Origin of the sequence: Burkholderia guangdongensis (genome assembly GCF_013403875.1) — a bacterium.
In the GTDB taxonomy this organism is placed as follows: domain Bacteria; phylum Pseudomonadota; class Gammaproteobacteria; order Burkholderiales; family Burkholderiaceae; genus Burkholderia; species Burkholderia guangdongensis.
On sequence record NZ_JACBNX010000016.1, the window covers coordinates 126,739 to 151,747 of the forward strand.

27 protein-coding genes and 1 tRNA gene are annotated in these 25,009 nt (G+C 60.9%); 15 read left to right on the forward strand and 13 right to left on the reverse strand.

The features are described from left to right. Positions 1-52 precede the first annotated feature (52 nt). Together HZI36_RS16340 and HZI36_RS16345 are read right to left on the reverse strand one after the other, a co-directional pair. Positions 53-139: transfer RNA gene (locus HZI36_RS16340), tRNA-Leu, on the reverse strand. Positions 140-240: 101 nt separating this feature from the next. Then, positions 241-1,212 (reverse strand): Dyp-type peroxidase, encoded by a 972-nt coding sequence (locus HZI36_RS16345; RefSeq protein WP_179403692.1) that lies wholly within the window; start codon positions 1,210-1,212, stop codon positions 241-243. 310 nt (positions 1,213-1,522) lie between these two features. On the opposite strand from HZI36_RS16345, the gene HZI36_RS16350 reads away from it, so the two are divergent. The 4 genes from HZI36_RS16350 (at position 1,523) to HZI36_RS16365 (ending at position 4,746) form a co-directional block, all read left to right on the forward strand. Next, positions 1,523-3,262 carry an FAD-dependent oxidoreductase gene (locus HZI36_RS16350; protein WP_179403800.1) on the forward strand — a complete coding sequence of 580 codons (1,740 nt, stop codon included), beginning with the start codon at positions 1,523-1,525 and terminating at the stop codon, positions 3,260-3,262. A gap of 169 nt (positions 3,263-3,431) precedes the next feature. Then, positions 3,432-3,809: a hypothetical protein gene (locus HZI36_RS16355; RefSeq protein WP_179403693.1), complete on the forward strand. Its 378-nt coding sequence runs from the start codon at positions 3,432-3,434 to the stop codon at positions 3,807-3,809. Further along, on the forward strand, positions 3,806-4,228 hold the full coding sequence (locus HZI36_RS16360) for a hypothetical protein (protein WP_343050220.1): 423 nt from the start codon (positions 3,806-3,808) through the stop codon (positions 4,226-4,228). Before HZI36_RS16355 ends, HZI36_RS16360 begins: the two co-directional genes overlap by 4 nt. Then, the gene (locus tag HZI36_RS16365; RefSeq protein ID WP_179403694.1) at positions 4,225-4,746 is read left to right on the forward strand and encodes a lytic transglycosylase domain-containing protein; all 522 of its coding nucleotides are present in this window, start codon (positions 4,225-4,227) and stop codon (positions 4,744-4,746) included. Before HZI36_RS16360 ends, HZI36_RS16365 begins: the two co-directional genes overlap by 4 nt. 551 nt (positions 4,747-5,297) lie before the next feature. Here the strand turns inward: HZI36_RS16365 and HZI36_RS16370 are convergent. Both HZI36_RS16370 and HZI36_RS16375 read right to left on the reverse strand, forming a co-directional pair. Continuing rightward, positions 5,298-5,534 (reverse strand): tautomerase family protein, encoded by a 237-nt coding sequence (locus HZI36_RS16370; RefSeq protein WP_179403695.1) that lies wholly within the window; start codon positions 5,532-5,534, stop codon positions 5,298-5,300. A gap of 12 nt (positions 5,535-5,546) precedes the next feature. Beyond that, positions 5,547-5,957, reverse strand: a complete 411-nt coding sequence (locus HZI36_RS16375) for a (R)-mandelonitrile lyase (RefSeq protein WP_179403802.1) — start codon at positions 5,955-5,957, stop codon at positions 5,547-5,549. Between the two features lie 137 nt (positions 5,958-6,094). Between HZI36_RS16375 and HZI36_RS16380 the strand changes: the two genes are divergently transcribed. The 3 genes from HZI36_RS16380 to HZI36_RS16390 all read left to right on the forward strand — a co-directional run bounded on the left by HZI36_RS16380 (position 6,095) and on the right by HZI36_RS16390 (position 9,751). Next, a complete protein-coding gene (locus HZI36_RS16380) occupies positions 6,095-6,988 on the forward strand; it encodes a LysR family transcriptional regulator (RefSeq protein WP_179403696.1) in 894 nt (297 codons plus the stop codon). Positions 6,989-7,543: 555 nt separating this feature from the next. After that, positions 7,544-8,431, forward strand: a complete 888-nt coding sequence (locus HZI36_RS16385; protein WP_246327103.1) for a LysR family transcriptional regulator — start codon at positions 7,544-7,546, stop codon at positions 8,429-8,431. Positions 8,432-8,725: 294 nt separating this feature from the next. After that, positions 8,726-9,751, forward strand: a complete 1,026-nt coding sequence (locus tag HZI36_RS16390) for an aldo/keto reductase (protein ID WP_179403698.1) — start codon at positions 8,726-8,728, stop codon at positions 9,749-9,751. Positions 9,752-9,993: 242 nt separating this feature from the next. Here the strand turns inward: HZI36_RS16390 and HZI36_RS16395 are convergent, their stop codons facing one another. The 5 genes from HZI36_RS16395 to HZI36_RS16415 form a co-directional block, all read right to left on the reverse strand. Further along, positions 9,994-10,227: a tautomerase family protein gene (locus HZI36_RS16395; protein ID WP_179403699.1), complete on the reverse strand. Its 234-nt coding sequence runs from the start codon at positions 10,225-10,227 to the stop codon at positions 9,994-9,996. A 90-nt stretch (positions 10,228-10,317) separates the two neighbouring features. Further along, positions 10,318-11,064 carry an SDR family oxidoreductase gene (locus tag HZI36_RS16400; RefSeq protein WP_179403700.1) on the reverse strand — a complete coding sequence of 249 codons (747 nt, stop codon included), beginning with the start codon at positions 11,062-11,064 and terminating at the stop codon, positions 10,318-10,320. Continuing rightward, complete coding sequence (locus HZI36_RS16405) at positions 11,061-12,266, reverse strand: arabinose transporter (protein WP_343050221.1); 1,206 nt, start codon at positions 12,264-12,266, stop codon at positions 11,061-11,063. Before HZI36_RS16405 ends, HZI36_RS16400 begins: the two co-directional genes overlap by 4 nt. A gap of 26 nt (positions 12,267-12,292) precedes the next feature. Next, entirely contained in the window at positions 12,293-13,282 is a 990-nt protein-coding gene (locus tag HZI36_RS16410; RefSeq protein ID WP_179403701.1) for an aldo/keto reductase, read from the reverse strand. 13 nt (positions 13,283-13,295) lie between these two features. Continuing rightward, positions 13,296-13,670, reverse strand: coding sequence for a DUF2255 family protein (locus tag HZI36_RS16415; protein WP_179403702.1), 375 nt, complete (start codon positions 13,668-13,670; stop codon positions 13,296-13,298). Between the two features lie 439 nt (positions 13,671-14,109). On the opposite strand from HZI36_RS16415, the gene HZI36_RS16420 reads away from it, so the two are divergent. Both HZI36_RS16420 and HZI36_RS16425 read left to right on the forward strand, forming a co-directional pair. Beyond that, the gene (locus HZI36_RS16420; protein ID WP_179403703.1) at positions 14,110-15,096 is read left to right on the forward strand and encodes an aldo/keto reductase; all 987 of its coding nucleotides are present in this window, start codon (positions 14,110-14,112) and stop codon (positions 15,094-15,096) included. Between the two features lie 216 nt (positions 15,097-15,312). Continuing rightward, positions 15,313-15,978 (forward strand): carboxymuconolactone decarboxylase family protein, encoded by a 666-nt coding sequence (locus tag HZI36_RS16425; RefSeq protein ID WP_179403704.1) that lies wholly within the window; start codon positions 15,313-15,315, stop codon positions 15,976-15,978. A 134-nt stretch (positions 15,979-16,112) separates the two neighbouring features. On the opposite strand, the gene HZI36_RS16430 is transcribed toward HZI36_RS16425, so the two are convergent. Further along, a complete protein-coding gene (locus HZI36_RS16430; RefSeq protein ID WP_179403705.1) occupies positions 16,113-17,030 on the reverse strand; it encodes a LysR family transcriptional regulator in 918 nt (305 codons plus the stop codon). A gap of 200 nt (positions 17,031-17,230) precedes the next feature. On the opposite strand from HZI36_RS16430, the gene HZI36_RS16435 reads away from it, so the two are divergent. From HZI36_RS16435 to HZI36_RS16455, 5 genes are all read left to right on the forward strand, one after another. Beyond that, on the forward strand, positions 17,231-17,827 hold the full coding sequence (locus tag HZI36_RS16435; RefSeq protein WP_179403706.1) for a carboxymuconolactone decarboxylase family protein: 597 nt from the start codon (positions 17,231-17,233) through the stop codon (positions 17,825-17,827). After that, a complete protein-coding gene (locus HZI36_RS16440) occupies positions 17,824-18,525 on the forward strand; it encodes a 3-oxoacid CoA-transferase subunit A (protein ID WP_179403707.1) in 702 nt (233 codons plus the stop codon). Before HZI36_RS16435 ends, HZI36_RS16440 begins: the two co-directional genes overlap by 4 nt. Next, on the forward strand, positions 18,522-19,181 hold the full coding sequence (locus tag HZI36_RS16445; RefSeq protein WP_179403708.1) for a 3-oxoacid CoA-transferase subunit B: 660 nt from the start codon (positions 18,522-18,524) through the stop codon (positions 19,179-19,181). The genes HZI36_RS16440 and HZI36_RS16445 overlap by 4 nt, the downstream gene beginning before the upstream one ends. Positions 19,182-19,324: 143 nt before the next feature. After that, positions 19,325-20,719 carry an MmgE/PrpD family protein gene (locus HZI36_RS16450; RefSeq protein ID WP_179403709.1) on the forward strand — a complete coding sequence of 465 codons (1,395 nt, stop codon included), beginning with the start codon at positions 19,325-19,327 and terminating at the stop codon, positions 20,717-20,719. A 57-nt stretch (positions 20,720-20,776) separates the two neighbouring features. Further along, entirely contained in the window at positions 20,777-21,538 is a 762-nt protein-coding gene (locus tag HZI36_RS16455) for an SDR family NAD(P)-dependent oxidoreductase (RefSeq protein WP_179403710.1), read from the forward strand. A gap of 87 nt (positions 21,539-21,625) precedes the next feature. On the opposite strand, the gene HZI36_RS16460 is transcribed toward HZI36_RS16455, so the two are convergent. Further along, positions 21,626-21,973, reverse strand: coding sequence for a carboxymuconolactone decarboxylase family protein (locus HZI36_RS16460; protein WP_179403711.1), 348 nt, complete (start codon positions 21,971-21,973; stop codon positions 21,626-21,628). A gap of 447 nt (positions 21,974-22,420) precedes the next feature. Here HZI36_RS16460 and HZI36_RS16465 point away from each other — a divergent pair, with 447 nt between their 5' ends. Next, positions 22,421-23,410, forward strand: coding sequence for a Bug family tripartite tricarboxylate transporter substrate binding protein (locus HZI36_RS16465; RefSeq protein WP_179403712.1), 990 nt, complete (start codon positions 22,421-22,423; stop codon positions 23,408-23,410). Positions 23,411-23,489: 79 nt separating this feature from the next. Here HZI36_RS16465 and HZI36_RS16470 read toward each other — a convergent pair whose 3' ends face one another. Together HZI36_RS16470 and HZI36_RS16475 are read right to left on the reverse strand one after the other, a co-directional pair. Continuing rightward, positions 23,490-24,557: an amidohydrolase family protein gene (locus HZI36_RS16470; protein WP_179403713.1), complete on the reverse strand. Its 1,068-nt coding sequence runs from the start codon at positions 24,555-24,557 to the stop codon at positions 23,490-23,492. A 111-nt stretch (positions 24,558-24,668) separates the two neighbouring features. Continuing rightward, positions 24,669-24,992, reverse strand: coding sequence for a carboxymuconolactone decarboxylase family protein (locus HZI36_RS16475; protein WP_179403714.1), 324 nt, complete (start codon positions 24,990-24,992; stop codon positions 24,669-24,671). Positions 24,993-25,009: the final 17 nt, after the last annotated feature.

Here is a 25,009-nt window from a genome sequence, read left to right on the forward strand (position 1 = left end):
TACACCTCAAGAAATGAAAAAGGCCGGCATAAAGCCGGCCTTTTTAAAAACGTGGTGCCCAGGAGAGGACTCGAACCTCCACGATGTTGCCACCGCTAGGACCTGAACCTAGTGCGTCTACCAATTCCGCCACCTGGGCACGTCTTGCATCAAGCAAGACCGCCATTGTATCTCAATCCGAACCCATGTCAACAGTTTTTTGCGGCTACTGCTTAAAAAAATGAAGGCGCCCGCCGCGCGTCACCTCACCGGCGTCGACGCGGCAGGCGCGGCGCGGTCCGCGAGCGCCTCGAGCAGATCGGCCGACGGGACGAAGAACAGCGTGCCCGTCACCGGCCGGCTGTAATCGAGCAGACGATCGTAATTACCGGGCGGCCGCCCGACGAACATGTTCTCGAGCATCTGCTCGATCGGCGCGGGCGAGCGCGCGTAGCCGATGAAGTACGTGCCGAACTCCCCCGCGCCGGGGCGGCCGAACGGCATGTTGTCGCGCAGGATCTTCACTTCCTTGCCGTCCTCGACGAGTGTCGTCAGCGAGCTGTGCGACCACGACGGTTTGACTTCGTCGTCGAGCTCGATGTCGGAGAGCTTCGTGCGGCCGATGATGCGTTCCTGCTGCTCGACGGACAGCGCGTTCCAGCCGGTCATGTCGTGCAGGTACTTCTGCACGATCACATAGCTGCCGCCGGCGAATTCGCCGTCTTCTTCGCCGATCACGGTGAAATCGGCCGCCTCGCGTCCGGCCGGATTCTCGGTGCCGTCGACGAAGCCGATCATCGCGCGCTGGTCGAAATAGCGGAAGCCGTGCACTTCGTCGACGACCTTGACCGCGTCGCCGAGCCGGCCGAGCAGTTGCGTCGCGAGTTCGAAGCAGAGATCCATTTCGTTCGCGCGGATGTGCAGCACGATGTCGCCCGGTGTGCCGGGCGCGACGCGCGCGCCCGAGCCGATTTCGCGAAACGGGTGCAGCGACGCGGGGCGGGGCGCGCCGAACAGCGCGTCCCACGCACCGGAGCCGAATCCGCACACGCACGACAGATTGCCGGCCGGCACGCGATGGCCGATCGAGCGGACGAGCGCGGCGATGTCGGCGCACCACGCGCGCACGGTGTTCGCGTGCTCGGCGCCCGGCGTCAGCGTCGCGACGATGAAGATCGCGCTGCGGGTGATGGGCGTGGACACGGCTTGCGGTTCGGGAGTCGGTGTGCGCATGGGTCGAGTGTCGGTGAAGTCGAGGGGTGGATTAGCCGAACGGGTACGCGAAGAAGGCACTCGCAGCGGCCGATTCGTCGCGCGGGCCGTTGATTGTGCGCCGCTCGGCCGCAAGCGACAAGATCGCGCGGCGCGTCACGGGTGCCCGGGCACGCGGCCGGGCTGCAGCAGGTCCGCCACCGTTTTAGGCAAACGCCGAATTGCATTCCGTCGCGATGGTTTAAGCTGCTTGGCGGGCGCTTCGCAAGCCGCGGCGACGCCCACCCAAAGGCCGGCGGCCGGGTTCAATTTCGCGGTCGAGAGGCTCGCGATGATCAGTGACGGTTCTTCGCCAGGCGGGGCCTCCGGGAACGAAGCCGGAATCGGTGCGGGTGGCGCCGATCGTTCTGTCCCGGAGGAGGAGCAGTCCCCGCACAGCAATCTGCGCTTCCACCAATTCTTCCCGACGCTGACCGAAGCCGAGATCGAGCGGGTGCATCGATTCGGCACGCTCTGCCGTTATGCCGCGGGCGAGATGCTTTATCGGGCGGGCGGCGTCAGTCCCGGCATGTTCGTCCTGCTGTCGGGGGCGGTTCGTTTCGCGGGACGCGACGGCCTCGATCGGCGGCGCTTGCTCCGTTCCGACGTCCGGCGAGGCGAATTCACCTCCGACATCGGCATGCTGTCGGGCAAGCCCGCCCTCGTCGATGCGGAGGTCGTCGAAAACGTCGAAGCGCTCGTGATCCCGCCGGACAGGCTGCGCGCGCTAATGGTCGCGGAGGCCGAGCTCGGCGAAAGAATCATGCGCGCGCTGATCCTGAGGCGCGTCGCGGCGATCGAGCGCGGACAGGGCGCGGTGCTCGTGGGCTCGCCCGATAGCGCCCGGCTGCTCGCGCTGCAGCACTTCCTGCGGCGTAATGGTTTCCCGCATGCGACGCTCGACGTCGGTGATGCGGACGCCATCGCACTGCTCGAGCGCCTGACGCCTCAGTGTGACGACATGCCGCTCGTGATCTGCCCGGACGGCACCGTCCTGCGCAATCCGGACGAGGGACAGCTCGCGTCGTGTCTCGGGCTGCTTCCGGAATTCGAGCCCGGGCATCTGTACGATGTCGCGGTCGTCGGCGCCGGACCGGCCGGGCTGGCGACGGCCGTGTATGGCGCATCCGAGGGCCTGTCGGTGGCCGTTTTCGACTGCCGCGCGCCGGGCGGTCAGGCGGGCACGAGCGCGCGCATCGAAAATTATCTCGGCTTTCCGACCGGCATTTCCGGGCAGGCGCTCGCCGGAAGGGCGTTCAATCAGGCGCAGAAATTCGGCGCTCACATTGCGATCCCGACGGAGGTGGCGGCGTTGCATTGCGACGTCTCGCCGCTCGAAGTGGAACTCGCCGGCGCGCGCCGGATCATCGCGCGCACGGTGGTCATCGCGAGCGGTGCCGAATACCGGCGTCCGGACGTGGCGGGGCTCGGGCGCTTCGAAGGTCGCGGCGTCTATTACTGGGCAACGCCGATCGAAGCGCGGCTGTGCCGCAACGAGCCGGTGCTGCTGGTCGGCGGCGGCAACTCAGCGGGGCAGGCGGTGGTGTTCCTCGCGTCGCACGCCGCGCATGTGCATGTGCTCGTCCGCGGCCCGGACCTCGAGCACAGCATGTCGCGCTACCTGATCGAGCGCATTGCGTCGCTGCCGAACGTGACGCTCCATACGGATAGCGAAGTAACAGGGTGCGAAGGCGGCGAGCGTCTCGAACTCGTCCGCTATCGTCGGCGCGACGGCGTCGCCGAGAGCCTCGCGACGCATCATCTGTTCCTGTTCATCGGCGCCGATCCCAATACGAACTGGCTGCGCACGTGCGGCGTAGCGCTGGACGCGAAGGGCTTCGTGCTGACCGGCGCGGACGTCGGGGCAGAGGGGGGCGTGCGCCCGTTGCAGTTGCCGCTGCAAACGAGCATCGCCGGCGTATTTGCGATCGGCGATGCCCGGTCGGGCTCGACGAAGCGCGTCGCGGCGGCCGTCGGGGAAGGGGCCGCGGTCGTCGCGCAGATTCACCAGTTTTTGGCGGCGCGAACCTGACGTACGCACGTAACGAATACATCGGATGAATGGTGTTTCATCAGGGTGTACTTAATCCAGCGAAATCCACAGCAACCGCTTCTCCCGTCACGACGGCATTCGGGCGCAAAAGGGATAAACCCGGCCGCCGCTTTGCCGATAACGCAGGTCCAGTGCCTGGGAGAAGCGTATGAAGCCGCCCGTCATCCTCATCGTCGTCGCCGCGCTGACCGGCTGCGCGCAATTTCAGCCCGGACGTCAGGACGCGAGTGCGCGCGGCGACGTATCGGCCCCGCCGGCGAAGCTCGTCGATTTCGTCGTGCCGGCCGATGCGCTCGGCGCACGCGATCCCCAATTGACCGCGCTGCTGGCGAAGGTCGGCATGGTTGCGTCGAAGCAGCCGCAACCGACGACGATTCGCGTGGCGGCGACGCCGCCCGATTTCGGCTACCTGAACCAATCGATCCGGCGCGGTATTGCGGCGCAGCGCGCGGCTTATGTCCGCGTCGAGAACGTCGCGGTCGGTAGCTGCCAGCCATACAGCATTCAAATCAATCCGACGCAGTGACGGGAGGTCTTGAGATGCTACGACTATTGATTTGCTCGGCCACGATCGTGTGCGGCACGGCGGTTGCGGCCCCGCCCGCCGACTCGCTGCATTCGGGCGCCGCGTTCGGTCTCGATTCACCAACGGCTTCCGCACCGCCGGATCAGGTATTTCCGCCGCTGCCTTCGCTGGCGTCGTTGCCGCATTCCGCGAACGGTGACGATGAGGCGCCTGCTTCCGCGAGCGTGCGTCACTCGAAGAAGTTTCGCCATGCGCCGGTGAAAAAACCGCCGGAGTTCCAGGTGCATCTCGTGGTGACCGGCGAGTCGCGCGCAGCGCTCGCCGCCGTGGACAAGCAACTCGACGCATTGATTGAGAACGGTGCGCGCGATCGTCGCGTCACCGGGCAGGGCGCGTCTTCGATCGCGATGTCGCCATGAACCCGCGCAATCGAATCGGCCTGCGGGTCGTGGCGAACATCCGGCATGCGTCGAGGCGGTGGCGTCGTGTGCAAGGTCTGGCGATCGCTGTCTGGCTGGGCACGGTGTTTCCCGCGCCTGCCTGCGCGCAGGATGCTCAACCCGCCGACTCTTGCTTCGAGCAGGCAGCCAGCTACCAGGGCGTCAACCCGCGAATCCTGCGGGCGATCGCATGGTTCGAATCGAAGGGCAATCCCGACGCTGTGCATCGAAACGCGAACGGCAGCGTCGATGTCGGCCAGGCTCAGATCAACTCGGCGCATTTCGGCGAACTGCGCCGGTACGGTGTGCCGCCGGGCGCGCTGAGGGACGCGTGCGTGAACATCTACGTCGCGGCATGGATGCTGAAGCGAAAGATGATCCGGTACGGGAACACGTGGCAGGCGATCGGCGCGTATCACTCGGAAACACCGCGCTTGCGCGACGACTACGCGCGCAAGATTCACGCGGTGCTGGTTTCGTGGGGGCTGCAGGAGTAACCGGCACGAAAGAGCAAGCGGCCGGATGCCTGAAAATGAAAAAGGCCGGCATAAAGCCGGCCTTTTTAAAAACGTGGTGCAGGAGAGGACTCGAATGAATTGGATAAGTATTTGAATATAAAAAGTTTTATTTATTTATATCCATGTTGTATACGCATATGTATACGCAAAAAATATGGAACGTGATGGAACAATGTCGTGCTGCTTCGTTTTTTTGTGTCGACCCTTATCTGCCAGGGGTTTGCCGGAGGTTGCTCGCTCGGAAATCGCCGCTGGCTACACATCTAGCTACATATTTCGGGGCCGGTTGTTAATGGCATACCCTGGGTGAGATAGGTGGCCTCGAGTGGCGATACTGCCTGAAACAGTACCAGCCTGTCACGCCGGGGGGCGCGGGTTCGAGTCCCGTCCGCTCCGCTCGTTAATATCGACGTACTCGGGTTGGTTCATCGCGAAGATCACCACCCCTCTGTTTGAAATAAATCTCGCGCAGCCGACCTGGAGGCAGGGGGAACGTGTCGGCTGCGCGCACTGGGCGGGGACCTAAACGCTTAAAGGTATGACGGGTCGTAACCTGGTCTTTGGTACAGCGTGTCCCACTTGTCGCGGATGTCGGGGTGGTAGACATCCCTGACCCAGGCAGATGGCTGTACGATCTCGATTCCCACTGAAACGGACCCTTTGCCGTATCCAAGGATGTTGGTCACGGCCTTCGTGATCTCGTCGGAAAGCTGCTGCTTTTGCTGCTCCGACTTACCCGGCCATAACTTCACGATGACGTGCGGCATGATTGACTCCCGTTATCGGGCAGCAGCGGCGCCCGGATACTGCTCGTCGCTGACGTGTTCGAGCCAATCGACGACCTTGCCGTCGAGCGCTTCCTGGATGGCGATATGCGTCATGGACGTGTCGGCGGACGCGCCGTGCCAATGTTTTACGCCTGCGGGAATCCACACCACGTTGCCCGGACGGATCGTTTCGAGCGGACCACCCCAACGCTGCACACAGCCGCAGCCGGCTGTAATGATCAGGGTCTGGCCGAGCGGGTGCTCGTGCCAGGCGGTACGAGCACCCGGCTCGAAAGTGACGCTGCCCCCGGAGGCACGAGTCGTGCCGTTGGGCTGGAACAGCATGTCCACGCGAACGCTGCCCGTGAACCAATCGGCAGGGCCCTTGGCGGAAGGAACGCTCCCGCAACGCTTGACTTCGATTTCCATTTTCCGACTCCTGTTTCGACGTTCGCTTGTGGTGACCGGACGCGCCACGCAGCCGATAGATGAAGTGTGCTGATCGATCACTTCCCCCGGTAGCTGCTAGACTTCGCAAACAGATATGAGCCATATTCATAATGCCGAACATTGACCTGAATGTCCTGCGGGCATTTTTTGTCGTCGCGCGCGAGCGGAGCTTCACCCGCGCGGCGGCACAGCTTGGCGTGTCGCAATCCGCGTTGAGTCATTCGATGCGCGGTCTGGAAGAGAAAATAGGGTTGCGATTGCTGACCCGGACCACCCGTGGCGTTTCGCCCACCGAAGCGGGTGAACGTTTGTTGTCGAACGTCGGACCCTACTATGAGGGGATCGAGGCGGAACTGGAGTCGTTGAGTGCGTTACGGGAGAAACCAGCTGGTCTCATCCGCATTTCGGCTCACGATCACGCGGCCGATACCATTCTCTGGCCGAAGCTGAAGGCGGTGCTGCGGAGTTATCCTGACATCTCGGTCGAGATAAACATCAACTACGGTATGGTCGATATCGTCGCGGAACGGTTCGACGCAGGTGTGCGCAGCGGGGACTTGATCGCACAAGACATGATTGCCGTGCGTATCGGTCCAGACTTCAAAATGGCGGTCGTCGGTTCACCAGACTACTTGATGTCGAATGGGCATCCGGCCACGCCGCAAGATCTGGCGGCTCATAACTGCATCAACCTTCGCCTTCCGACGCGTGGTGGGTTGTACGCCTGGGAATTCGCCGGGAGGCGTGAAGCGTTGCACGTGAACGTGCACGGTCAATTTATTTTCAATTCAACGCCTCAGATGCTCGACGCTGCGCTGGAGGGATACGGACTGACCTACGTCCCGTACGATCTGGCTGCGCCGCATCTGGTCGAGGGCCGACTGGTGAGCGTTCTCGAAGAATGGTGCCCGACGGTGCCCGGCTATCATCTTTACTACGTGAGTCGGCGACAAACATCGCCGGCATTTGCATTGATCGTCGACACGCTTCGGCACCGTGATTGATGGCGAACGTTTGGTCTGCTTCTAGACGGCAACCTTCAGTGACCGCAATAAAACGTCTTGCAGCTGCTGGTGCTGCGACTGTGGCGGGTTGGTCAATGTCAACTTCTGGCCGAGCTGAGTCAGGCGATCCGACGCTGCCTGTTTGATCTGGTCCAACCTTTTACATCGTAGGAGACTTCGGTTACTGCGTCCGCTGTTGCCGGGGTATCAGGTGCCAACCCGTGGTGCCTACGGCATCCGTTTCGAGGCTCAGTTCTGCGGCGCGCACCGCCTGTGGGGCACTGTAATCTAGAAAACTGTGTGATTGCACCAGTTCTGAAAGGAATTGGATAACCGCACGCATTGCATGCGAGCGCCGCGCATCGCGATGCGTGAGAAGTCATACCCACGTAAACTACGAGACCAGGTCGACCGCCGCATGTGTGGCGGTGCGCGAAAACGAGGTCGGGTCAATGGGATAGCGCTTGCACAGCACGGTTAATTTGACGAAACATTTCTAGATCAGAAAGATTTTTTATAAACAGGAATTTTGATATGCAAATAAATCGATCTGATATGGCGGATTTGATCTATTTCCTGGCTATTGCTCGGCAAAGGAGCTTTAGTCGTGCCGCGATAGAGCTCGGGGTGAGCGCCTCAACACTGAGCCATGCATTGAAGGGGCTCGAAAGCAGACTTGGGGTTCGTCTACTGAACCGTACGACTAAGAGCGTCACGCTGACTGCTGCGGGAGATGCGTTGGCAGCCGCGATCGGGATGCCTTTCGAGGCAATCGACACGGCTCTGGAGACCCTGAATCGTTTCCGGGATGCGCCCACCGGCCGCATCCGCATCAATGTTGCCGTCGAGGCTGCGACGTTGCTGCTAGGACCGATCCTGCCCACTTTTGTCGAGCGCTATCCCGACGTAGAACTGGATATCGTTGCGAGCAACCGTCTGGTCGACGTAACAGAGGGAGGCTTTGACGCGGGTATTCGCTACGGCGGTACTGTACCGGAGGACATGATCGCACAGCGCCTTTCCGCGAATATACGTTGGGTTGTCGCAGGGACGCCTGGCTACCTTGGTCGGTTCGGCATCCCCAATCACCCCAATGATCTCCTCGAGCATCGCTGCATAAGCAATCGCCTTGGTGATGATCGAATTTACCGGTGGGAATTTGAACGGGGCGATGAGAAGCTTGAGATGACCGTTCCATCTTCATTAACGGTCGACCAAGCTGAAACCGGACTCGTCGCAGTGCTCGGCGGAGCAGGACTGATGTACTTTCCCGAACCTCTCGTCGCGCCGTACGTGAAGGAGGGGCGACTGCGTCTCGTGCTCAATGACTGGGCTCCTTCCGAGCCAGGTTTCTACATCTACTATTCCAGCAGACGCCAGATGCCTACCGGCCTGCGCCTCTTGATTGATCTTGTCCGTGAACTTCAGCCGCTTGGATTGTAATTGGCGCTGGCGATAAGCACCCCTATGCTGTCGCTGCCTGTCTGGAATGAGGTGGACGGCTGATGCAAGCACATCGCTGTCGACCGACGCACAATTGCTCACGGATGATCCATGTCCCGTTGTTTGTGAGCAGTATTCAATGCTTCATGTGACGAGCGGTGGGTATTCGCCCATCAATGGAAATCTTAAAATTCGCTTGTTGCCAGTTAATTTCCATAGTTATTGACTTAACTAAATTCCGTGAATTATCGGACTGGCACCGTATGTGAGTTCAATTTAAATTGAGAGGTATACGTGCAATACGTCAACCTTGGTCGAACGGGCCTCAAAGTTTCGCGGCTCTGTCTGGGCTGCATGAGTTACGGTGATCCAGATCGTTTGCCCCAGCCCTGGTCGCTGGATGAAGAAGCTTCGCGGCAATTTTTTCGGCAGGCGCTGGAGGCGGGAATCAATTTCTTCGATACGGCCAATGTCTACTCGGGCGGTAGTTCCGAGGAGATCACCGGCCGGGCGCTCAACGACATGGCAAGGCGCGATGAAATCGTCGTTGCGACAAAGGCTTTTTTCCCGTGGAGAAATGCGCCCAACACTGGTTTCCTGTCGCGCAAGGCGCTGCTTCAGTCAATCGACGACAGCCTGACCCGGCTCGGTATGGACTACGTCGATCTCTTTCAAATCCATCGCTTCGATCACGGCACACCGGTCGAGGAAACCATGGAGGCGCTGCACGATATCGTGAAGGCCGGGAAAGCGCGTTACATCGGCGCATCCTCAATGGAGGCGTGGCGCTTCGCCAAGATGCAGCACATTGCGGAGCGTAACGGCTGGACGCGTTTCGTCTCGATGCAGCCGCAATACAACCTTCTTTATCGCGAAGAGGAACGCGAGATGCTGCCACTTTGTGCGGACCAAGGGGTGGGCGTCATTCCGTGGAGTCCGATGGCACGAGGGAGACTGACGCGTGACTGGAGTGAAAGCACCCATCGGGCGAGGAACGATGCGTTCGCTCTTCAGATGTATCTGAACACCGAGGAACAGGATCGGAAGGTGATCGAGGTAGTGGCGCGGATCGCGAATGAGCGTGGCGTACCGCGTGCACACGTCGCACTTGCCTGGCTACTGGCGAAACCCGCAGTGACGGCACCGATCGTCGGGGCAACGAAAACCGAACATCTCGCTACGGCCATTGCCGCGCTCGACTTCTCGTTGACGAGTGACGAGATCGCTGCGCTCGAAGCGCAGTATGTACCGCATCCGGTCGACGGCATCGTACCGCCGCTTCCGATCGAGCCCCCAGCGATTACGCTGCCGCGCGGCTGAGCGTGCCAAGCTGCCTCTTCGATAGGCGTGCCCATCCGTGCATCCAGCACGGACAGTTGACGCATAGATGTTCGGTACGCTGAACGATTGGGTCGACGAGTCTGTCGAACAACTCGATCACATGGACACTATCAATTTTTCCGGCGTCCGTGGGCATCTGCATGATGCGGCCAAAACGACATAGTGGCGCAGGCCGCCGCTGCAGCTCGCGGTGGCCGCGGGGCGGCCATCGCTATTCGAGATCATCCCGCCGGCCGGTAACCGGGTTTCTTGTATAGGGTTTCAGGTTTATCCCGGATATCCGGATCGTAGACGCGCTCGAGCCATTTTCCATTCGGAATGTCTTCGATGCCTACCGACACAGCGCTGTCCTCGCAGCCGAGAATGGTAACGACAGTTTTCGCGAGAGCATTCGCAAGTTCGGCTTTTTTTTCCTCCGTTCGTCCCGCGGTGAGCTTGACTACGACGTGTGGCATAGGTGTTCCTGGCGGATTTGTCGCCGCATTGATTGAATGTGTCAGGAAAGGAATATCAGCTGATGATAATCGCCGGCTACCGGAAAATTCTCAACCTTCTTGTTGAGTCGGGCGGAACAATATCTCATTCACATCCACTTCTTCCGGTTGACTGATCGCGAACGAAACCATTCTCGCAAACGAGTCGGCCGGAATCGCATACGACGATGATCGGGTGCGCACGTTGGCCTCGATGTCTACTTCACTGATGCCGTCGATCAGTTCGCTCGATACCGCTCCCGGCGAGATGATGGTGGTTCGGATGTTGTACGGCTTGACCTCCTGACGAAGTCCTTCCGACAATGCACGTACAGCAAACTTGGTGGCACTATAGACCGCGCCGGCGGGGATGAGTCGATGCCCGGCCACCGACGAGACGTTGATGATGTGACCGCTTTTTTGCGCCTTCATATAGGGAAGAGCGGCTGCGATACCGTAGAGTACTCCCCTGATGTTGACGTCGATCATCTGATCCCATTCGTCGACCTTCAGGCGTTCGAGCGGCGACAGAGGCATCACGCCTGCATTGTTCAGCATGACGTCGATACGGCCGTAGCGTTCTACCGCCGTATCGACGAGCTGCTGGACTTGCTGTCGGTTACAGACATCGGTTTCGACGGCAATGGCCGATCCGCCTTTGCCGATGAGCTCGTTGGCCAGCGCTTCGATGCGGTCAAAGCGGCGTGCGCCGAGTACGACTGTCGCACCCTCAGAAGACAGGCGGCGCGCGGTCGCGGCGCCCAGTCCGCTACTGGCGCCGGTGACGACGACGATCTTGTTCGAAATACCGGCGCTCATGATGAGTTCCTTTCTTGTTGATGCTGCGGAGAGCGGCGCAGCCACAGGGCAATGGGCACCGAGCAAAGTGCGAGAATCGCGGCGATGAGGAAGACGGGGCCGAGTCCGATCACATTGGCGACGAGGCCAAGCAGCGGTGCGAAGATGCCGAGCGCCAGATCGATGAAAGCCGTGTAGACGCCCATCGCGAGCCCCCGTGCTTCCACTGGCGCCCGTGCCACAGCTTCCATGCCAAACCCCGGGTAGACGAGCGCATAGCCGAAACCGGCCAGTGCGGCCCCGACGAACGCCAACCATGCAAAGGGCGAGAGCCATATAAGGACCATGCCGCCGCTATGGATGACAACGAAGATCATCGCGGTTCGCGCGCCGCCCAGACGATCGGGCAATGGGCCGAAGAACACGCGTGCGATCATCAAAGCTGCGGCAAACGCGGTGAAGGACAACCACGCTGGCTGCCAGCCGCGCTGAACGAAAAGAAGAACGGCAAACGCCGTCACCATGCCATAGCCCAGGCTCGAAAAGGCCATGGCGATCCCAGGTAACCAAACGGCTTTCAAGACCCTCGTGATGGCTTTTTCACGTTGAGACATACCTCGGACGGCGGAGACGGGGATGATCAGAAGGAGTGTTATCGTTGCGCCGATGAACGTCGCGACCCCGATCGACGCGAAGCCATAGTCCTTGAACAGGAAACTTCCGAGTGGCGCACCCAGCGCCAGTGCCACGAACATCGACGTGCCGATCCACGCGATCATTCTGCCGACATTGCCAGGTCCGGAGAGCGCCAGACACCAGCTTTGCGAGCCGGTCATGATGAAACTTTCGGCGCCGCCAAGCAGTGCTCGGCCCATCAACAATATCGCTATGGACAGTATCGGGTGGCTGGCGACCGTCACGGACGCAAGGTAGAGCAGCCCGGCGGTGGCGGCCATGACGAGCCCCGCTATGACGGCATATTTGGGGCCTCGCTGGTCTGCAATCTTGCCGGACCATAGACGGGAGGCCAGGGATGCCGCGAATTGAGCGCCGGAGACCAATCCGACCGTGAACGCTCCGAAGCCCAGACGGTCGTGGATGTATAGCGGCAGAGCGGGCAGCGCTGCGCCCGTGACCAGGAACACAGTGAAGATGCAACCCATCAAGGACAGCAGGGACCGATCGGTCGGCGAAGCGGGTTGCTGGGAAATCGTCATGGACATCGTTGTTTTCTCGAATCGCGGTGTCGTCAGAGTCCCGAGCGTTTCAGCATGGCTTCCGGGTATCGCGCGCCTTCGATCTTGATTTTGGCTGCACCGGCTTCAATGTCCTCGCGATCGCCATCCGACAGCTTGACGGACAGCGCGCCGATATTCTCCGTGAATCGATCGTGCCGGCGCGTACCGAACAATGGAACGATCCACGGTTTCTGCGCCAGCAGCCACGCCAGTGCGATTTGCGCCGGCGTTGCGTGATGGCGCTGCGCCACTGTGCGAATCAGCTCGATCAATGACTGATTGAGCTCGCGCGCCTGCGGCGCGAATCGTGGAATGTGGCTGCGAAAATCGTTTCGGCCGAAATGGGTGGTCGCGTCGATCGTGCCGGTCAGAAAACCCTTGCCAAGCGGACTGAATGGAACGAGGCCAATGCCGAGCTCTTCCAGCGTCGGCAAAATTTCAGCCTCCGGTTCGCGAGTCCAAAGCGAGTATTCGCTTTGTAACGCGGTGACAGGTTGAACTGCATGGGCTCGCCGAATGGTATTCGCCCCGGCTTCCGACAGGCCGAAATGGAGGACCTTGCCCTCGGCGATCAAATCTTTCACGACCCCGGCCACTTCTTCGATCGGCACGAGCGGATCGATCCGGTGCTGGTAAAGGAGATCGATGTAGTCGGTCCCGAGCCGCCTCAAACTCCCTTCGACGGCCTGACGGATCTGGGCAGGCTTGCTATTGACGCCACCGCGGTGTTCTCCAGTCTTCTGGTCGATGTCCCAGCCGAATTTGGTGGCAATCTTGACCCGGGCTCGCATGCCGGCGAACGCTTCCGCGACCATTTCCTCGTTCGTCCACGGGCCATAGACTTCGGCAGTATCGAAGAAATCCATGCCGAGATCGACCGCCTCGCGAAGCAGCCGAATCATTTGCGGCCGGTCGGGGATATCGCGGGATTTGTCATATCCCATGCAGCCGAGTGAGAGTGCCGACACTTCGAAGCTCTGGCCGAGCTTGCGCTTCTGCATATGGGTACCTCCGTCAGTCTTTCGGCATGATCCTGATGGTCGCGGAGCGGGCGCGCGCTCCTATCATCGGTGCGAGATATCGGCTGTCGCCGTATTTGCGGCGGTAAGCGTCGTCGATCTGGTCGTTGATTGCGCCTATGACCGGTTGAAACGATACGTCTTTCGTCATGCCTGCGGCCGTGATGCGTCCGCCCTTCTGCGCGATGGCCGCTCGGTACCAGCGAGAGTTCCGGCCGTTGTAACCGCGAACGAAGAGCTCGCCATTGACGACCACCGACCAGATCCAGGTGGGCGTGCCACAGGTTTTGCCGTCTTCCCGAAACGGCGCAATGTGCAAGTCATCCGTTGCGGCAATGCATTCGAGTTCGCTTTTTCCCCAGGTACTCATGATCGCGGTTCTCCTACGCGGGAGCGGTATCTTGATGGCACGCCGTCGGTAAGGGCTCCGGCGGCCTCGGCGACTGAACCGACTGACTTTAGCGGATTAGCCTGATTATGGTTAGCCGCATCCGGTTTAATGGGGCTATGAATCGCATTCATAAACCGGGCGGACCTGTCGCGGCACGCGTACGGCGGGGACCCGAGCAGACAGGTCTCGAACGTTCGCTCATTGTTGAGGCGTGCTCACAAGGCCATGCAACAGTTGCGAGCAATCAAAGCGGGTTTCTTCGTTAGAGTTGTCGCATCGCGGCTTCCTGCTAGCACATCACGTCGACGACAGCCGGCTTGCCACCAGAGCTGGCGTTGGCTCCGACGGTTGTATGGGGGCGAATTATTGTGCCGCCAGGTATGCATCGACCTGGCGAGATGAGCAAATAGGAATGTGAATGCGTTACGTGAATCTTGGACGCTCAGGACTGAAGGTCAGCCGCCTATGCCTGGGTACGATGAACTTCGGCGAGCGGACGAACGACACGGACAGCTTCAGAATCATGGACGATGCTCTGGACGCTGGGATCAATTTCATCGATACGGCCGATGTCTACGGAGGGCCACAGTCTCCGACGATGGAGAAGGGTTTCGGAATCTCCGAAGAAATCATCGGGCGTTGGATCGAACAGGGGGGACGGCGCGAGCGGATCGTGCTGGCTACCAAGGTCTATCAACCGATGGGATTGGGACCGAACGATCGGCGCCTGTCCGCATACCACATCAGAAAGGCGTGCGAGGACAGTTTGCGGCGTCTGAAGACCGATCACATCGATCTGTACCAGATGCATCACATTGACCGAAACACGCGCTGGGAAGAAATCTGGCAGGCGATGGAACTCCTGGTTCAACAGGGGAAGGTTCTTTACGTCGGCAGTAGCAACTTCGCCGGTTGGGACATCGCCACCGCGCAGGCGGCCGCCAGTTTGCGTCATTTCATGGGGCTGGTTGCAGAGCAGAGTCTCTACAACTTGTCCGCGCGTACCGTTGAACTCGAAGTGATCCCTGCGTGCCGGCATTACGGTCTGGGCCTTCTCCCGTGGAGCCCATTGGGGGGCGGCTTGCTCGGGGGCGTATTGCAAAACGTCCGTGACGGACGCCGCGCCACGCCGCGAATAACGCAAAAGATCACGCAGTACCGAGAGCAACTTCAGGCCTACGAAGCGCTCTGCGACGATCTGGGGGAGCGCCCGGCCGATGTTGCGTTGGCCTGGCTGCTCCACAATCCGGTCGTGACGGCTCCGATTATCGGCCCCCGGACGCCGCAACAGCTGACACTCGCGCTTCGCGCGCTCGATATTTCGCTTTCGGATGACACGTTGCGCTGCCTCGACGAAATCTGGCCTGGGCCCGGTGGGGAGGCGCCGCAAGCCTATGCGTGGTAGGTCCCGATCGTCCGGAAGCGGTCCGGCGAGCCGGCTTTCCAGGCGTGCCGCGGTAGGCCCGCGCATTCTATCGAAAATCGACGAACCCTTCGTCGCATGCAATGTGCGAAGAGGCATGCAACCGATGTTGCCGGCGCGATTGCGCTGACCTCGTTCGCATTCGGGCCGGCAAAGCTATCGTGCAGGGCCGGCCATACCCCACAGGAAACCTTCAAGATGACGAATATACCGAGCGGATCGCAAGCACTTTCGACACAGCAGCAGGCCATCGTGCCGATTGGCGCTTTTGGCGCAGAGGGCAATATGGTCAAGCTTTGCGCCGCGCTGAATCACGGTCTGGACGCAGGACTGACGATCAGCGATAGCCGGGAAATTCTGGTACAGCTCTACGCATACGCCGGCTTTCCACGCAGTCTCAATGCGCTCGCAGAATTGATGAAGGTGCAGGAGGGACGCAAGCACCGTGGGATACAGGATGCGGCCGGCCCCGCGCCCGCTCGCCCAATCCCGACCGGTGCGGCGCTGCTTGCTGCAGGTACCGCCAATCAAACCACGCTGTCCGGCGGGCCGGTGAAAGGGCCGGTGCTGGATTTCGCGCCTGCGATCGACGAATACCTGAAGACGCATCTGTTTGGAGACATCTTCGAGCGTGACAATCTCGACTGGAAGAGCCGCGAACTCGCGACAGTGAGCATGCTGGCCGCATTGCCGGGGGTCGAGGCCCAACTGCAAGCGCATATGCGCATCAGTATGAACGCCGGCCTGACCGAGGAGCAGTTGCGCGAACTTTGCGTGTTGTTGGAGGAGCGCGTGGACGAGGACGCAGCCCGACGTGCGCGTGAAGCGCTTGAACGGCAACTTGCCGTCGCGTCCGGACGCTGAAGCCGATCGAGCGAACTGGGCAGTCTGCGAGGCTTCGTTCCCATTCCGCGTGTGGCACCGGTGGCACCGATCGAAAGGCGACGCGATCGTGGCGAAGCGGACCGTCCGTCGTCTGGGACGCACGAGTAATCCGCTCAGCCGCGCTGGCTTTTTGTGGCGACTCGGGCCTGCTGCCGGATGGTCGTCGCGGCGCTGGCGAGGAACGTCTCGAGCGCGGGAGGGACGAGGCCCGGGTTCCATACGAGCAAGGCCGGTGCGATGGTGGGGCGCCCGGACAACGGTATGAAACGGACACCGCTGATATTCGCGCGCGACAGTGATTGGGGAACCAGCGCGATGCCGCAGCCGTTCGCGACCATGGCGACTACGGTCATCCAGATGCGCGCGCGGTGCACGATGCGAGGGTGGATGCCGGCCTGGCTAAAAATGCCGATTACATGATCGTGGCTGGCCGGGGCGCTCTCTCGCGAAAACATCACGAAAGACTCATCCGCCATTTCCCGTAGATCGACGCTGGCTCTCGTCGCCAGGTGATGATCGTCCGGAAGGCAGGCGACGAATACGTCATTGCGCAATGGGATCGATGTCAGTGGAGCGGGAACGACGGAGGCTTGAATAAACGCTGCATGAAGTTGCCTGCGCATGAGCTTCTCGATTTGCTCCGTCGTGTACAACTCGTAGAGCACGACCTCCACGGCGGGCGTTTCGCACTTGAAGCGCGCGAGGATGGCCGGAAGCTCGCGGTAGAGCATGGATCCTGCGACGCCGATGTCCAGGCGCCCATGCGCGCCGCCATCAATGGCGCGCACCACGCTGCCGACGCGGGAAACCCGCTCGAGAATTTCCTTGGCCTCGATCAGGAACGCCGAGCCCGCCGGCGTGAGTTCGACCATCTTGCTGTTGCGCCGCAGTAGTTGCACGCCCAGTTCTTCCTCCAGCAAGCGGATGGCCGTGCTCAGCGGGGGCTGCGAGATCGCCAGCCGGTTCGCGGCACGCCGAAAGTGCAACTCTTCCGCGAGTACACAGAAGTATCTCAGGAACTGAAGTTTCATCGTGTTTGGGGATCTCGAGGGCGCGACTCGTGCGCATCAATGATTCTAGAAAAACTATCAATGATTTCGCAATAAGAATTGGACAGGTATCGATCGTTTCTCAACAATGAGCGCATCGTCACGAGCACTGAGCAGACGGAATTCGCCATCGCGGCGGCCCGTACGTCCCGGCGTCTCTGCGCATCTTCGAAGGAGTGTTCATGCCTTTTCTTGCATCGCTTTCCGCCGACGCTGGGCCGCCCAGCATTTACATGCAGTATCCCGACATCTACGGTCCGTGGTCCACGATGAGCGAAGCCCTGATGAACGGGCCATCACCGCTGAGCCAGGGGGAGCGGGAGCTGATTCTCGCCTATGCCTGCGCTGTCGCCGGATGTGCGCTCGTCCATGTCGCCCATTCCGAAGTGGCTTACGCGTGGGGCATTCCGCAGGGGGCAGTCGAACAGTTGCTGGAGGATCCGGACGGAGCACCGGTCGACGCGCGGTTCAAGGTGCTGCTGCATTTCGTGCGCAAGCTCATGCTGACGCCGAACGAGATGAACCAGGACGACTTCGATGCCGTGCTGCAAGCTGGCTGGAGCGAGCAGGCGCTGCACGATGCCGTCGCCGTGACGGCGCGCGGTGCATTCATGCACAGGTTGATTGCCGCATACGGTTTCAGGCCGATGTCGCGCGAAGCTGCCGCCAGGAAGGCGCAGCGGCGCAAGGCGCTCGGATACGTGAAGCTTTACCCCGGCTTCGCATCGACGGCGGCGGCGCCACATGTCGAGCGGGGCGGCGGCACACAATCATCATGATCGACAAGATCGCCCCGACGCCGAGCGACGCGCTGGCCGACGTACAGGACGGGTCGACCGTGCTGGTCAGCGGCTTTGGAACCGCTGGAATCCCCCACGAGCTGATCGTCGGACTGCTCGATCAGGGGGCGAAGGACCTGACGATCGTATGCAACAACGCCGGCAACGGCGAATACGGTGTGGCGGCGCTACTCAAGGCCGGCCGCGTGCGCAAAGTGATGTGCAGCTTTCCGCGCCAGGTCGACAGCCATGTGTTCGACGAACTGTACCGCAGCGGGAAGATCGAGCTCGAGCTGGTACCACAGGGGAATCTGGCCGAGCGAATCCGCGCCGCGGGCGCGGGGCTCGGAGCGGTGTTCTGCCCGACCGGATACGGCACCGAACTCGCGAAAGGCAAAGAAACGCGCGAGATCGGCGGGCGGCACTACGTGCTCGAATATCCGATCTTTGCCGATCTGGCGCTGGTCAAGGCGGAAGCGGGGGATCGATGGGGCAACCTCGTATACCGCAAGGCCGCCCGGAATTTCGGGCCAGTGATGGCCGCGGCGGCAAAGTTCACCGTGGCCAGCGTTTATGAAGTCAAGGCGCTGGGAGAACTGGACCCCGAGGCGATCGTGACTCCCGGCATTCACGTGAAACGGATCGTGCCGCTGCCTCGGATGGCCACTCCGTCGGTCGGCCTCGGGAAACCAGTATGAAGACGGCCTATCAACCCCGCACCAAATCGCAGCTCGCGGCTCGCCTCGCGGCGGATATTCCGGCGGGCGCGTACGTGAACCTGGGTATCGGAATGCCAACGTTGGTGGCAAATCACATTCCGGTAGGCCGCGAGATCGTTCTGCAGAGCGAGAACGGGATTCTCGGCATGGGACCGGCTCCTGCAGACGGATTGGAAGACTACGATCTCGTCAATGCCGGCAAGCAGCCGATCACGTTGTTGCCGGGCGGCGCGTTTTTTCACCAGGCGGATTCGTTTGCGATGATGCGAGGCGGTCATCTGGACATTGCCGTGCTCGGTGCGTTCCAGGTCTCGGCGCAGGGCGATCTGGCCAATTGGAGTACCGGAGATGCTCGGGCGATCCCGGCGGTCGGCGGGGCGATGGATCTGGCCATCGGTGCCAAGGCAGCATGGGTGATGATGGATCTCCTGAACAAGGACGGTCGGAGCAAGGTCGTGAAGCGTTGCACGTATCCGCTGACTGGCGTCCGGTGCATCAAGCGCATCTACACCGACCTGGCGACGCTGGAGTGTTCCCCGCATGGTCTCCGTCTGATCGATACGGTCGACGGTTTGTCTCGCGCCGAACTGGAGCGGCTGATCAATCTACCTATCACCGAAACCAACGCGCAATAGCCGCAGATATCGTTCACGCCTTTTGTCGGCCCGTCGAGCCGGAAATACGGACCAGACGGGGTGAAGCTCGAACCCGATGGTCAAGAGGGCTGGCGTGCAGGCACGAGCCGTGCATAACGCGAAATCGAAAAGGAATGCCACGTATGTCTACGGAATCGCCATGTCCTCCTCCGGTGGCGCGGCAGCTTGCGGAGTGGGCACTGACCATGGATCTGCGGGATGTGGACGCGACAGTCCTGGAGCGCGTCAAGCTCCATATCCTCGATCAAATCGGTGCACAGGTCAGTTGCTGTTCGCTTCCTGCGCCCAGGATCTCGCAGCAGTACGTTTCACAGTTCGGCCGGAGCGGGGGGGCGTCGATATTGGGCACGCGGCTGCAAGCCGACGCTGAAGGCGCGGCGTTTGCGAATGGAACGGCAGGAAGTAGTTTCGAAATCGACGACTACGGCGGCAACGGCGCCTATGCGCATCCGGGTTGTGTCGTCGTGCCCGGAGCGTTCGCGATTGCCGAGGAGTTGAATGTCACCGGAGCCGCCCTGCTGTGCGCGGCCACCGTCGGCTTCGAGACCGTCATTCGCTTGGCGCTGGCCACCATGCCGTCGATGCTCGCCGAGCGCGGCTTCCACCAGACCGGTGCGCATGGAGTTTTCGCGGTTGCGCTGGAAGCGGCCATGCTCGAACAATTGGATCTCGCGACCACCATCAATGCGCTCGGCATTGCCGGCAGCCACGCTTCCGGAACGACGGAATATGCGCAAAGCGGCGGAGAGGTGAAACGCGTTCACGCGGGCATCGGCGCGGCCGGGGGCATTCGTTCCGCGCGGCTCGCGCGGCTCGGTCTCAGTGGACCCGCGACGATCTTCGAAGGCAAGCGGGGTTTTCTTCAGGCGTTCTGCAATGCGTACGACGCGAGCTTCATTCACAACGATCTGGGAACACGCTGGCACTTCCCGGAGCGCGGTGCGATCAAGCCATACGCATCATGCGCGCTCATTCACCATCATTTCGCGGCTTTCGACAAGTTGCGGACGGAACACGACATCGCGGCCGGTGATATCGAGCGCGTAATTCTCGGCTGTGAGCCGCTGACGCTGATCCATACCGGCGCGACGGGACCTTGTCCGACGGATATCGTGGGCGCTCAGTTCAGTGCGGAATATGGCATTGCGATGCGTATCGTCAGAGGACGTAATGACGTGGGAAGCTACCTCGACGCGGAAGCGGAAAATTTTCAGGACCCGGCCGTAGCGTCGATTGCGGGCCGCGTGACGCTGGAAACAGATCCGGAGTGTGCGGCCGCGATTCCGAAGGGCAAGGTCACACTGCACATGCGCAACGGCGCAGTGCTGTCCGCGACGGCATACGCTCTCGGATCGCCTTTCAATCCGATGACCCGTGCCGATATCGAGAAAAAATATCGTGATCTGGTCGGAAGGACGTTCGGTGACGAAATCGCCGAATCGTCGCTCGATCTGATCATGAATCTGGAAGACGTCGAGAACGTTCGGCAGATAACGAGCCTGTTCGCGCGAACGTGATTGGGCGACGCGCGGCGATGGCAATTCTCATCCATTCGTTTGGAGAACAGATCGAGTATGTTGAGCGATAAGGTGATATTGATCACGGGGGCAGCGGGAGGGATTGGGCGGGCGACTGCGCTCGCCGCTGCGAGCGAGGGTGCGCATGTCGCGGTGGCCGACGTGAATTTCGAGGACGTTCAAGAAACCGCGTCGCTCGTCATGCAGGCCGGTCGCGGTACGGCCCTGCCGTTGCAAGCCGATATCAGCCTTTCGACCGAGGTGGACCGGATGGTTCTGGCGGTGATCACGCATTTCGGCCGACTCGATGGCGCTTTCAACAATGCCGCGATTGCGCAGTGGCAATGTGGCGCAGCATCCAAGAAACTCGGCGAGATCAGCGAGGACGCCTTTGCGACGATCATGCGGGTCAACGTGACGGGAACATGGTTGTGCATGCGGGCCGAGCTCGATTACATGAGCCGGCATGGAGGCGGAGCCATCGTGAATACTTCGTCGATTTCGGGTCTGGTAGGGCGGTCCGGCTCCGGCGCGTACAGCGCGAGCAAGCATGCGATCAACGGACTGACGAAGACGGCCGCCGTCGAATACGCGGAGTGCAATGTTCGTGTGAACGCGATATGCCCCGGGTTCATCGATACCGTATTCGTCAAATCTTCGCTGGCGACGCGCGGTGACGCATTGCTCGCGTCCGTTCCGATGCACCGGCTGGGGCAACCCGACGAGGTGGCCGAGATGGCCGTCTGGCTGCTGTCCGACCGTGCACGATACGTCACCGGGAGCCTGTTCGGTGTGGACGGCGGCTTCATGGCGGGTTGACTCGCAGAAGCTGCGGACGGCCGTTTTACGGCCGGCCGATCCCGACGATATATGGTGAGCTCGCATGGACGAGCGTTCACGACTTCATCAGGTCTGAACGGTAGCGGAGGCGCCGGCTTCGGCGCAGGCCTCGTCCAACCAGATCAGTGCCTGTGCCGTTTCGAACGCGACCAGTGACACCCCCAGTCCGCTCAGCAACAGACCTTCCAATTGATCCTTGGTCACGCCGTGCGACAACGCGCGCAACGCGTGGACCTTGAATGGGATCTCACGGCCCAAAACGGCCAGTTGCATCGCGAGCATGATCTCGCAGGTCGTTTCGTCGACTCCCGCAGGGGGCCACAGTTCGCCGCGCATCTTCCTGTAGTGCGACATGGCGTCGGGATTGGCTTCGACAAGGCGTTGGGACGACGGTTTGCGATCGGTTGTCTTCATGGCGGGTTTCAGATGGATATCACCTATCCCCAAGCTCCACGGCTTCATGAGTCCGTGGCTGGCATGCCAAGCGCAGGGGGGGCTGGCGTCTAAAGACGCAGATTCCATGCCACGTGCGCTTGCATTCATGTCGTCCGTTGCAGTTGCGCACACTAAACACGAACGATCGAGATCATCTCGCGGCGACAAATACCCGAGATCGTCTCGTGGACCGCGGAAACAAGACGTCGACCTGTGTACGCTGAAACCACGTATGTCGCCGTCAACGTCATGCCCGCGATTCGACTTGGCTTGCAGTCTGTTGGTGGGTATGTGGTACTGCGTGCCGCTGCGCCGCGAATGGCATATCGCTTGCGTATGCATTGCTGGCACCTAAGCCGATCCCCGGCTCGGGTCCGCCGGGCCCGATCTCGACGGCCGGCATATTCAAAAATCTCAGGAGACACCATGTCGATCAAAACCTTCACTCGCAAATGGCTGTGCGGCGTTGTTGTCATGTTGAGTATGACGGCGCATGCCGATACGTTCCCGTCGAAGCCGATTACGATTTACATCGGCTTTGGTCCAGGCGGTGCGACGGACACGGTCGCGCGCTTGTATGCGCAGAAGCTGTCGCAGGTGCTCAATACGCCGGTCATCATTGAAAATCGCCCCGGCGCCAATCAGTTGCCGGCGATCCGAAGTCTCCAGTCGGCCCAGCCTGACGGCTACACCCTATTGATCGCGGGCGGCAGCGCACTGACGGAAGCTCCCGTCATTCGTGCGGGGCTCGGATACGATCCGCTGAAAGATTTCAGTCTCATCGGCAACATCGGGTCGCAGCCGTGCGTGCTCACTGTGGGCAACTCGGTGCCGGCCAATTCCGTTGCAGAGTTGATCGCTTATGCGAAAGCTCATCCTGATTCGCTCAACTATTCGTCGGCCGGCGTCGGGACGGCAGGGCACCTCGAATCACTCTACTTTCAACATGTCACGGGGACGAAGATGACGCACATTCCGTTCAAGTCCGACGCCGAGACATCGCGCGAACTCATGGCCGGCACCGTGCAACTCGACGTGCTGACAGCGCAGTTTGCCGTTCCCCTCATCAAATCCGGGAAGCTCAAAGGGTTGATGATCACGACGCAGCAGCAACAATCGTATCTGCCCAATGTGCCGGGTGTGGACGGCGTGAACGTCAAGGGCCTGGAGGGCCTCGATCCCTGCACGTTTTATAGTCTGCTGGGACCAGTCGGGATGCCAGCAGACGTCGTCGCGCGTTTGAACGATGCGCTCAACAAGATCGCGGCAATGCCCGATGTGGCGAGCCGGATGCGCGATTCGCTGTTCATCGAGCCGGTACAGAGTACGCCCGCGTCATTCCGGCAATTTGTCGTGAAAGAGCTCGCGAAATGGCGGGAGGTCGCGAAAGCGGCGAATCTGAAATTGCTTCAATAGTCCTGAAACCCGGGTGCTGCCCCACCCGGGATGGAGGGCACAGCACCCGGCCCTCCATCGCTCGTTCCGTATGGGACGTTCAAACGGCAGTACCGTAATCGAGCTGGTACACACGCTTGGCCGTACCGCTGAAGATCGATGCCTTTTCATCATCGGAGCAGCCGGCAGTGATCCGCTTGAATGTGTTCCAGATAGCTCCATACGTACAACCGGCCTTTTCGACCGGGAAGTTGGACGCTGCCATGCAGCGCTGCGCGCCGAACAGTTCGACGCACGGCTCGATATACGGCCGCCACAATTCGGCAAGGTGTGCGGATGTCGGCGGCGTCGACTCGGTCGTGAAATCGAAATTGCCGAGACACATCAGCAAGCCGCCCATCTTGATCGATACGTTCGGGCATCCAGCGAGTTCGCGCATACTGGCGAGCCAGTGCGCGTGGGTCTCGTCTTCCTTGCCCGCGTAAGAACTATGGCCGACGGGACTTCCAGAGTGAATCAGCACGACGCTGGCGTCCGGATGCGCGCGCGCCAGCGCGGTTACGTCGGGAATCTGAGGATGGAAGATGCTTGCTTCGAACACGAGTCCCATTGAAGTCAGCATATCGATTCCGTTACCGAACGCAGGCTCCAGATACAAACCCGCACGATCGGCGCCGGTGGGGCCGCGCACGATCGGATCCGGGTCCCATTTCGCTCGCTGCCGGATACCCTTGAGCCGGCCATTGGCGGCGTCGAGATGAGCATGCAGCGTTTCTGCGACCCTTTCACCGATTGTCAGATCCGCGAAGCCGACGATGCCGGCCGCCGCATGGACCGACGTGTATTTTCGGCTCTCCGCCATCGCCCCCATGCCGGCGGCAAACTCCGTTTCGCCGATGCATTTCAGGTGTTCCGGACCGTCCGCGCGGTAGAACGCGTTGCATTCGATGAAAACGGTCGCTTCGATGTTGTGTCCCGACTCCGATGCGTCGCGAGCGAATTCCTCGACGAAATATTTGTATCCGCTCTTGTGATGCCAGAAATGCACGTGCGGGTCCACGATAGGAAGGTCGGGAGCAATCGCTTTCTCGGGTAAAGCGCGCGATAGCCATTCTTCGTTCGGCCGCTGCGTTTGCCCGAAGACGGACGACTTGTGTGGGGTGCTCATGAATTATTCCTGAATCGAAAGGACCGCGAAGCGAGCCGCATCCGCAGCGTGCAGACCGGGGCCGGCTCGAGTGTCGGCGGGGAAGAGCGGGGTGTTGTGCCGGAATCAGGTTTATTGCGCGTCATCGCGCTCGAGCAAGGGCAGCGCTGCTTTCCCCGCGCACAGTCCGGCTGGCCAGCCCGCATAGAAAGTGACCTGGACGACCAGGCCGCGAAGCTCGTCAAGCGTGAGGCCGTTGTCGACGCCGCGACTCATCCAGATTTTCAGCTCTTCGAGTTTTCCCGTTGCGGCAAGGACGGAGCACGTGACGAGAATGCGATCGCGAAACGACATTTCCGGTTGCTTCCACACGTCGCCAAGCAGCACCTGTTCGCGAATTCGGGCGAGCTGCGGCACGGCCGCGTAAACGCGCGCACCTTCAGAATCTGGCTTCATCAATTGACTCCTGGATT

What these genes read in the sequence shown, in the direction of transcription:
- HZI36_RS16425 (WP_179403704.1), top strand. Translation starts at nt 15,313, where the DNA reads ATGACGAATATACCGAGCGGATCGCAAGCACTTTCGACACAGCAGCAG.
- HZI36_RS16370 (WP_179403695.1), bottom strand. Translation starts at nt 5,534, where the DNA reads ATGCCGCACGTCATCGTGAAGTTATGGCCGGGTAAGTCGGAGCAGCAA.
- HZI36_RS16385 (WP_246327103.1), top strand. Translation starts at nt 7,544, where the DNA reads ATGGCGGATTTGATCTATTTCCTGGCTATTGCTCGGCAAAGGAGCTTT.
- HZI36_RS16440 (WP_179403707.1), top strand. Translation starts at nt 17,824, where the DNA reads ATGATCGACAAGATCGCCCCGACGCCGAGCGACGCGCTGGCCGACGTA.
- HZI36_RS16415 (WP_179403702.1), bottom strand. Translation starts at nt 13,670, where the DNA reads ATGAGTACCTGGGGAAAAAGCGAACTCGAATGCATTGCCGCAACGGAT.
- HZI36_RS16470 (WP_179403713.1), bottom strand. Translation starts at nt 24,557, where the DNA reads ATGAGCACCCCACACAAGTCGTCCGTCTTCGGGCAAACGCAGCGGCCG.
- HZI36_RS16455 (WP_179403710.1), top strand. Translation starts at nt 20,777, where the DNA reads ATGTTGAGCGATAAGGTGATATTGATCACGGGGGCAGCGGGAGGGATT.
- HZI36_RS16420 (WP_179403703.1), top strand. Translation starts at nt 14,110, where the DNA reads ATGCGTTACGTGAATCTTGGACGCTCAGGACTGAAGGTCAGCCGCCTA.
- HZI36_RS16465 (WP_179403712.1), top strand. Translation starts at nt 22,421, where the DNA reads ATGTCGATCAAAACCTTCACTCGCAAATGGCTGTGCGGCGTTGTTGTC.
- HZI36_RS16395 (WP_179403699.1), bottom strand. Translation starts at nt 10,227, where the DNA reads ATGCCACACGTCGTAGTCAAGCTCACCGCGGGACGAACGGAGGAAAAA.
- HZI36_RS16435 (WP_179403706.1), top strand. Translation starts at nt 17,231, where the DNA reads ATGCCTTTTCTTGCATCGCTTTCCGCCGACGCTGGGCCGCCCAGCATT.
- HZI36_RS16355 (WP_179403693.1), top strand. Translation starts at nt 3,432, where the DNA reads ATGAAGCCGCCCGTCATCCTCATCGTCGTCGCCGCGCTGACCGGCTGC.
- HZI36_RS16430 (WP_179403705.1), bottom strand. Translation starts at nt 17,030, where the DNA reads ATGAAACTTCAGTTCCTGAGATACTTCTGTGTACTCGCGGAAGAGTTG.
- HZI36_RS16380 (WP_179403696.1), top strand. Translation starts at nt 6,095, where the DNA reads ATGCCGAACATTGACCTGAATGTCCTGCGGGCATTTTTTGTCGTCGCG.
- HZI36_RS16345 (WP_179403692.1), bottom strand. Translation starts at nt 1,212, where the DNA reads ATGCGCACACCGACTCCCGAACCGCAAGCCGTGTCCACGCCCATCACC.
- HZI36_RS16400 (WP_179403700.1), bottom strand. Translation starts at nt 11,064, where the DNA reads ATGAGCGCCGGTATTTCGAACAAGATCGTCGTCGTCACCGGCGCCAGT.
- HZI36_RS16445 (WP_179403708.1), top strand. Translation starts at nt 18,522, where the DNA reads ATGAAGACGGCCTATCAACCCCGCACCAAATCGCAGCTCGCGGCTCGC.
- HZI36_RS16450 (WP_179403709.1), top strand. Translation starts at nt 19,325, where the DNA reads ATGTCTACGGAATCGCCATGTCCTCCTCCGGTGGCGCGGCAGCTTGCG.
- HZI36_RS16365 (WP_179403694.1), top strand. Translation starts at nt 4,225, where the DNA reads ATGAACCCGCGCAATCGAATCGGCCTGCGGGTCGTGGCGAACATCCGG.
- HZI36_RS16460 (WP_179403711.1), bottom strand. Translation starts at nt 21,973, where the DNA reads ATGAAGACAACCGATCGCAAACCGTCGTCCCAACGCCTTGTCGAAGCC.
- HZI36_RS16350 (WP_179403800.1), top strand. Translation starts at nt 1,523, where the DNA reads ATGATCAGTGACGGTTCTTCGCCAGGCGGGGCCTCCGGGAACGAAGCC.
- HZI36_RS16405 (WP_343050221.1), bottom strand. Translation starts at nt 12,266, where the DNA reads ATGTCCATGACGATTTCCCAGCAACCCGCTTCGCCGACCGATCGGTCC.
- HZI36_RS16410 (WP_179403701.1), bottom strand. Translation starts at nt 13,282, where the DNA reads ATGCAGAAGCGCAAGCTCGGCCAGAGCTTCGAAGTGTCGGCACTCTCA.
- HZI36_RS16475 (WP_179403714.1), bottom strand. Translation starts at nt 24,992, where the DNA reads ATGAAGCCAGATTCTGAAGGTGCGCGCGTTTACGCGGCCGTGCCGCAG.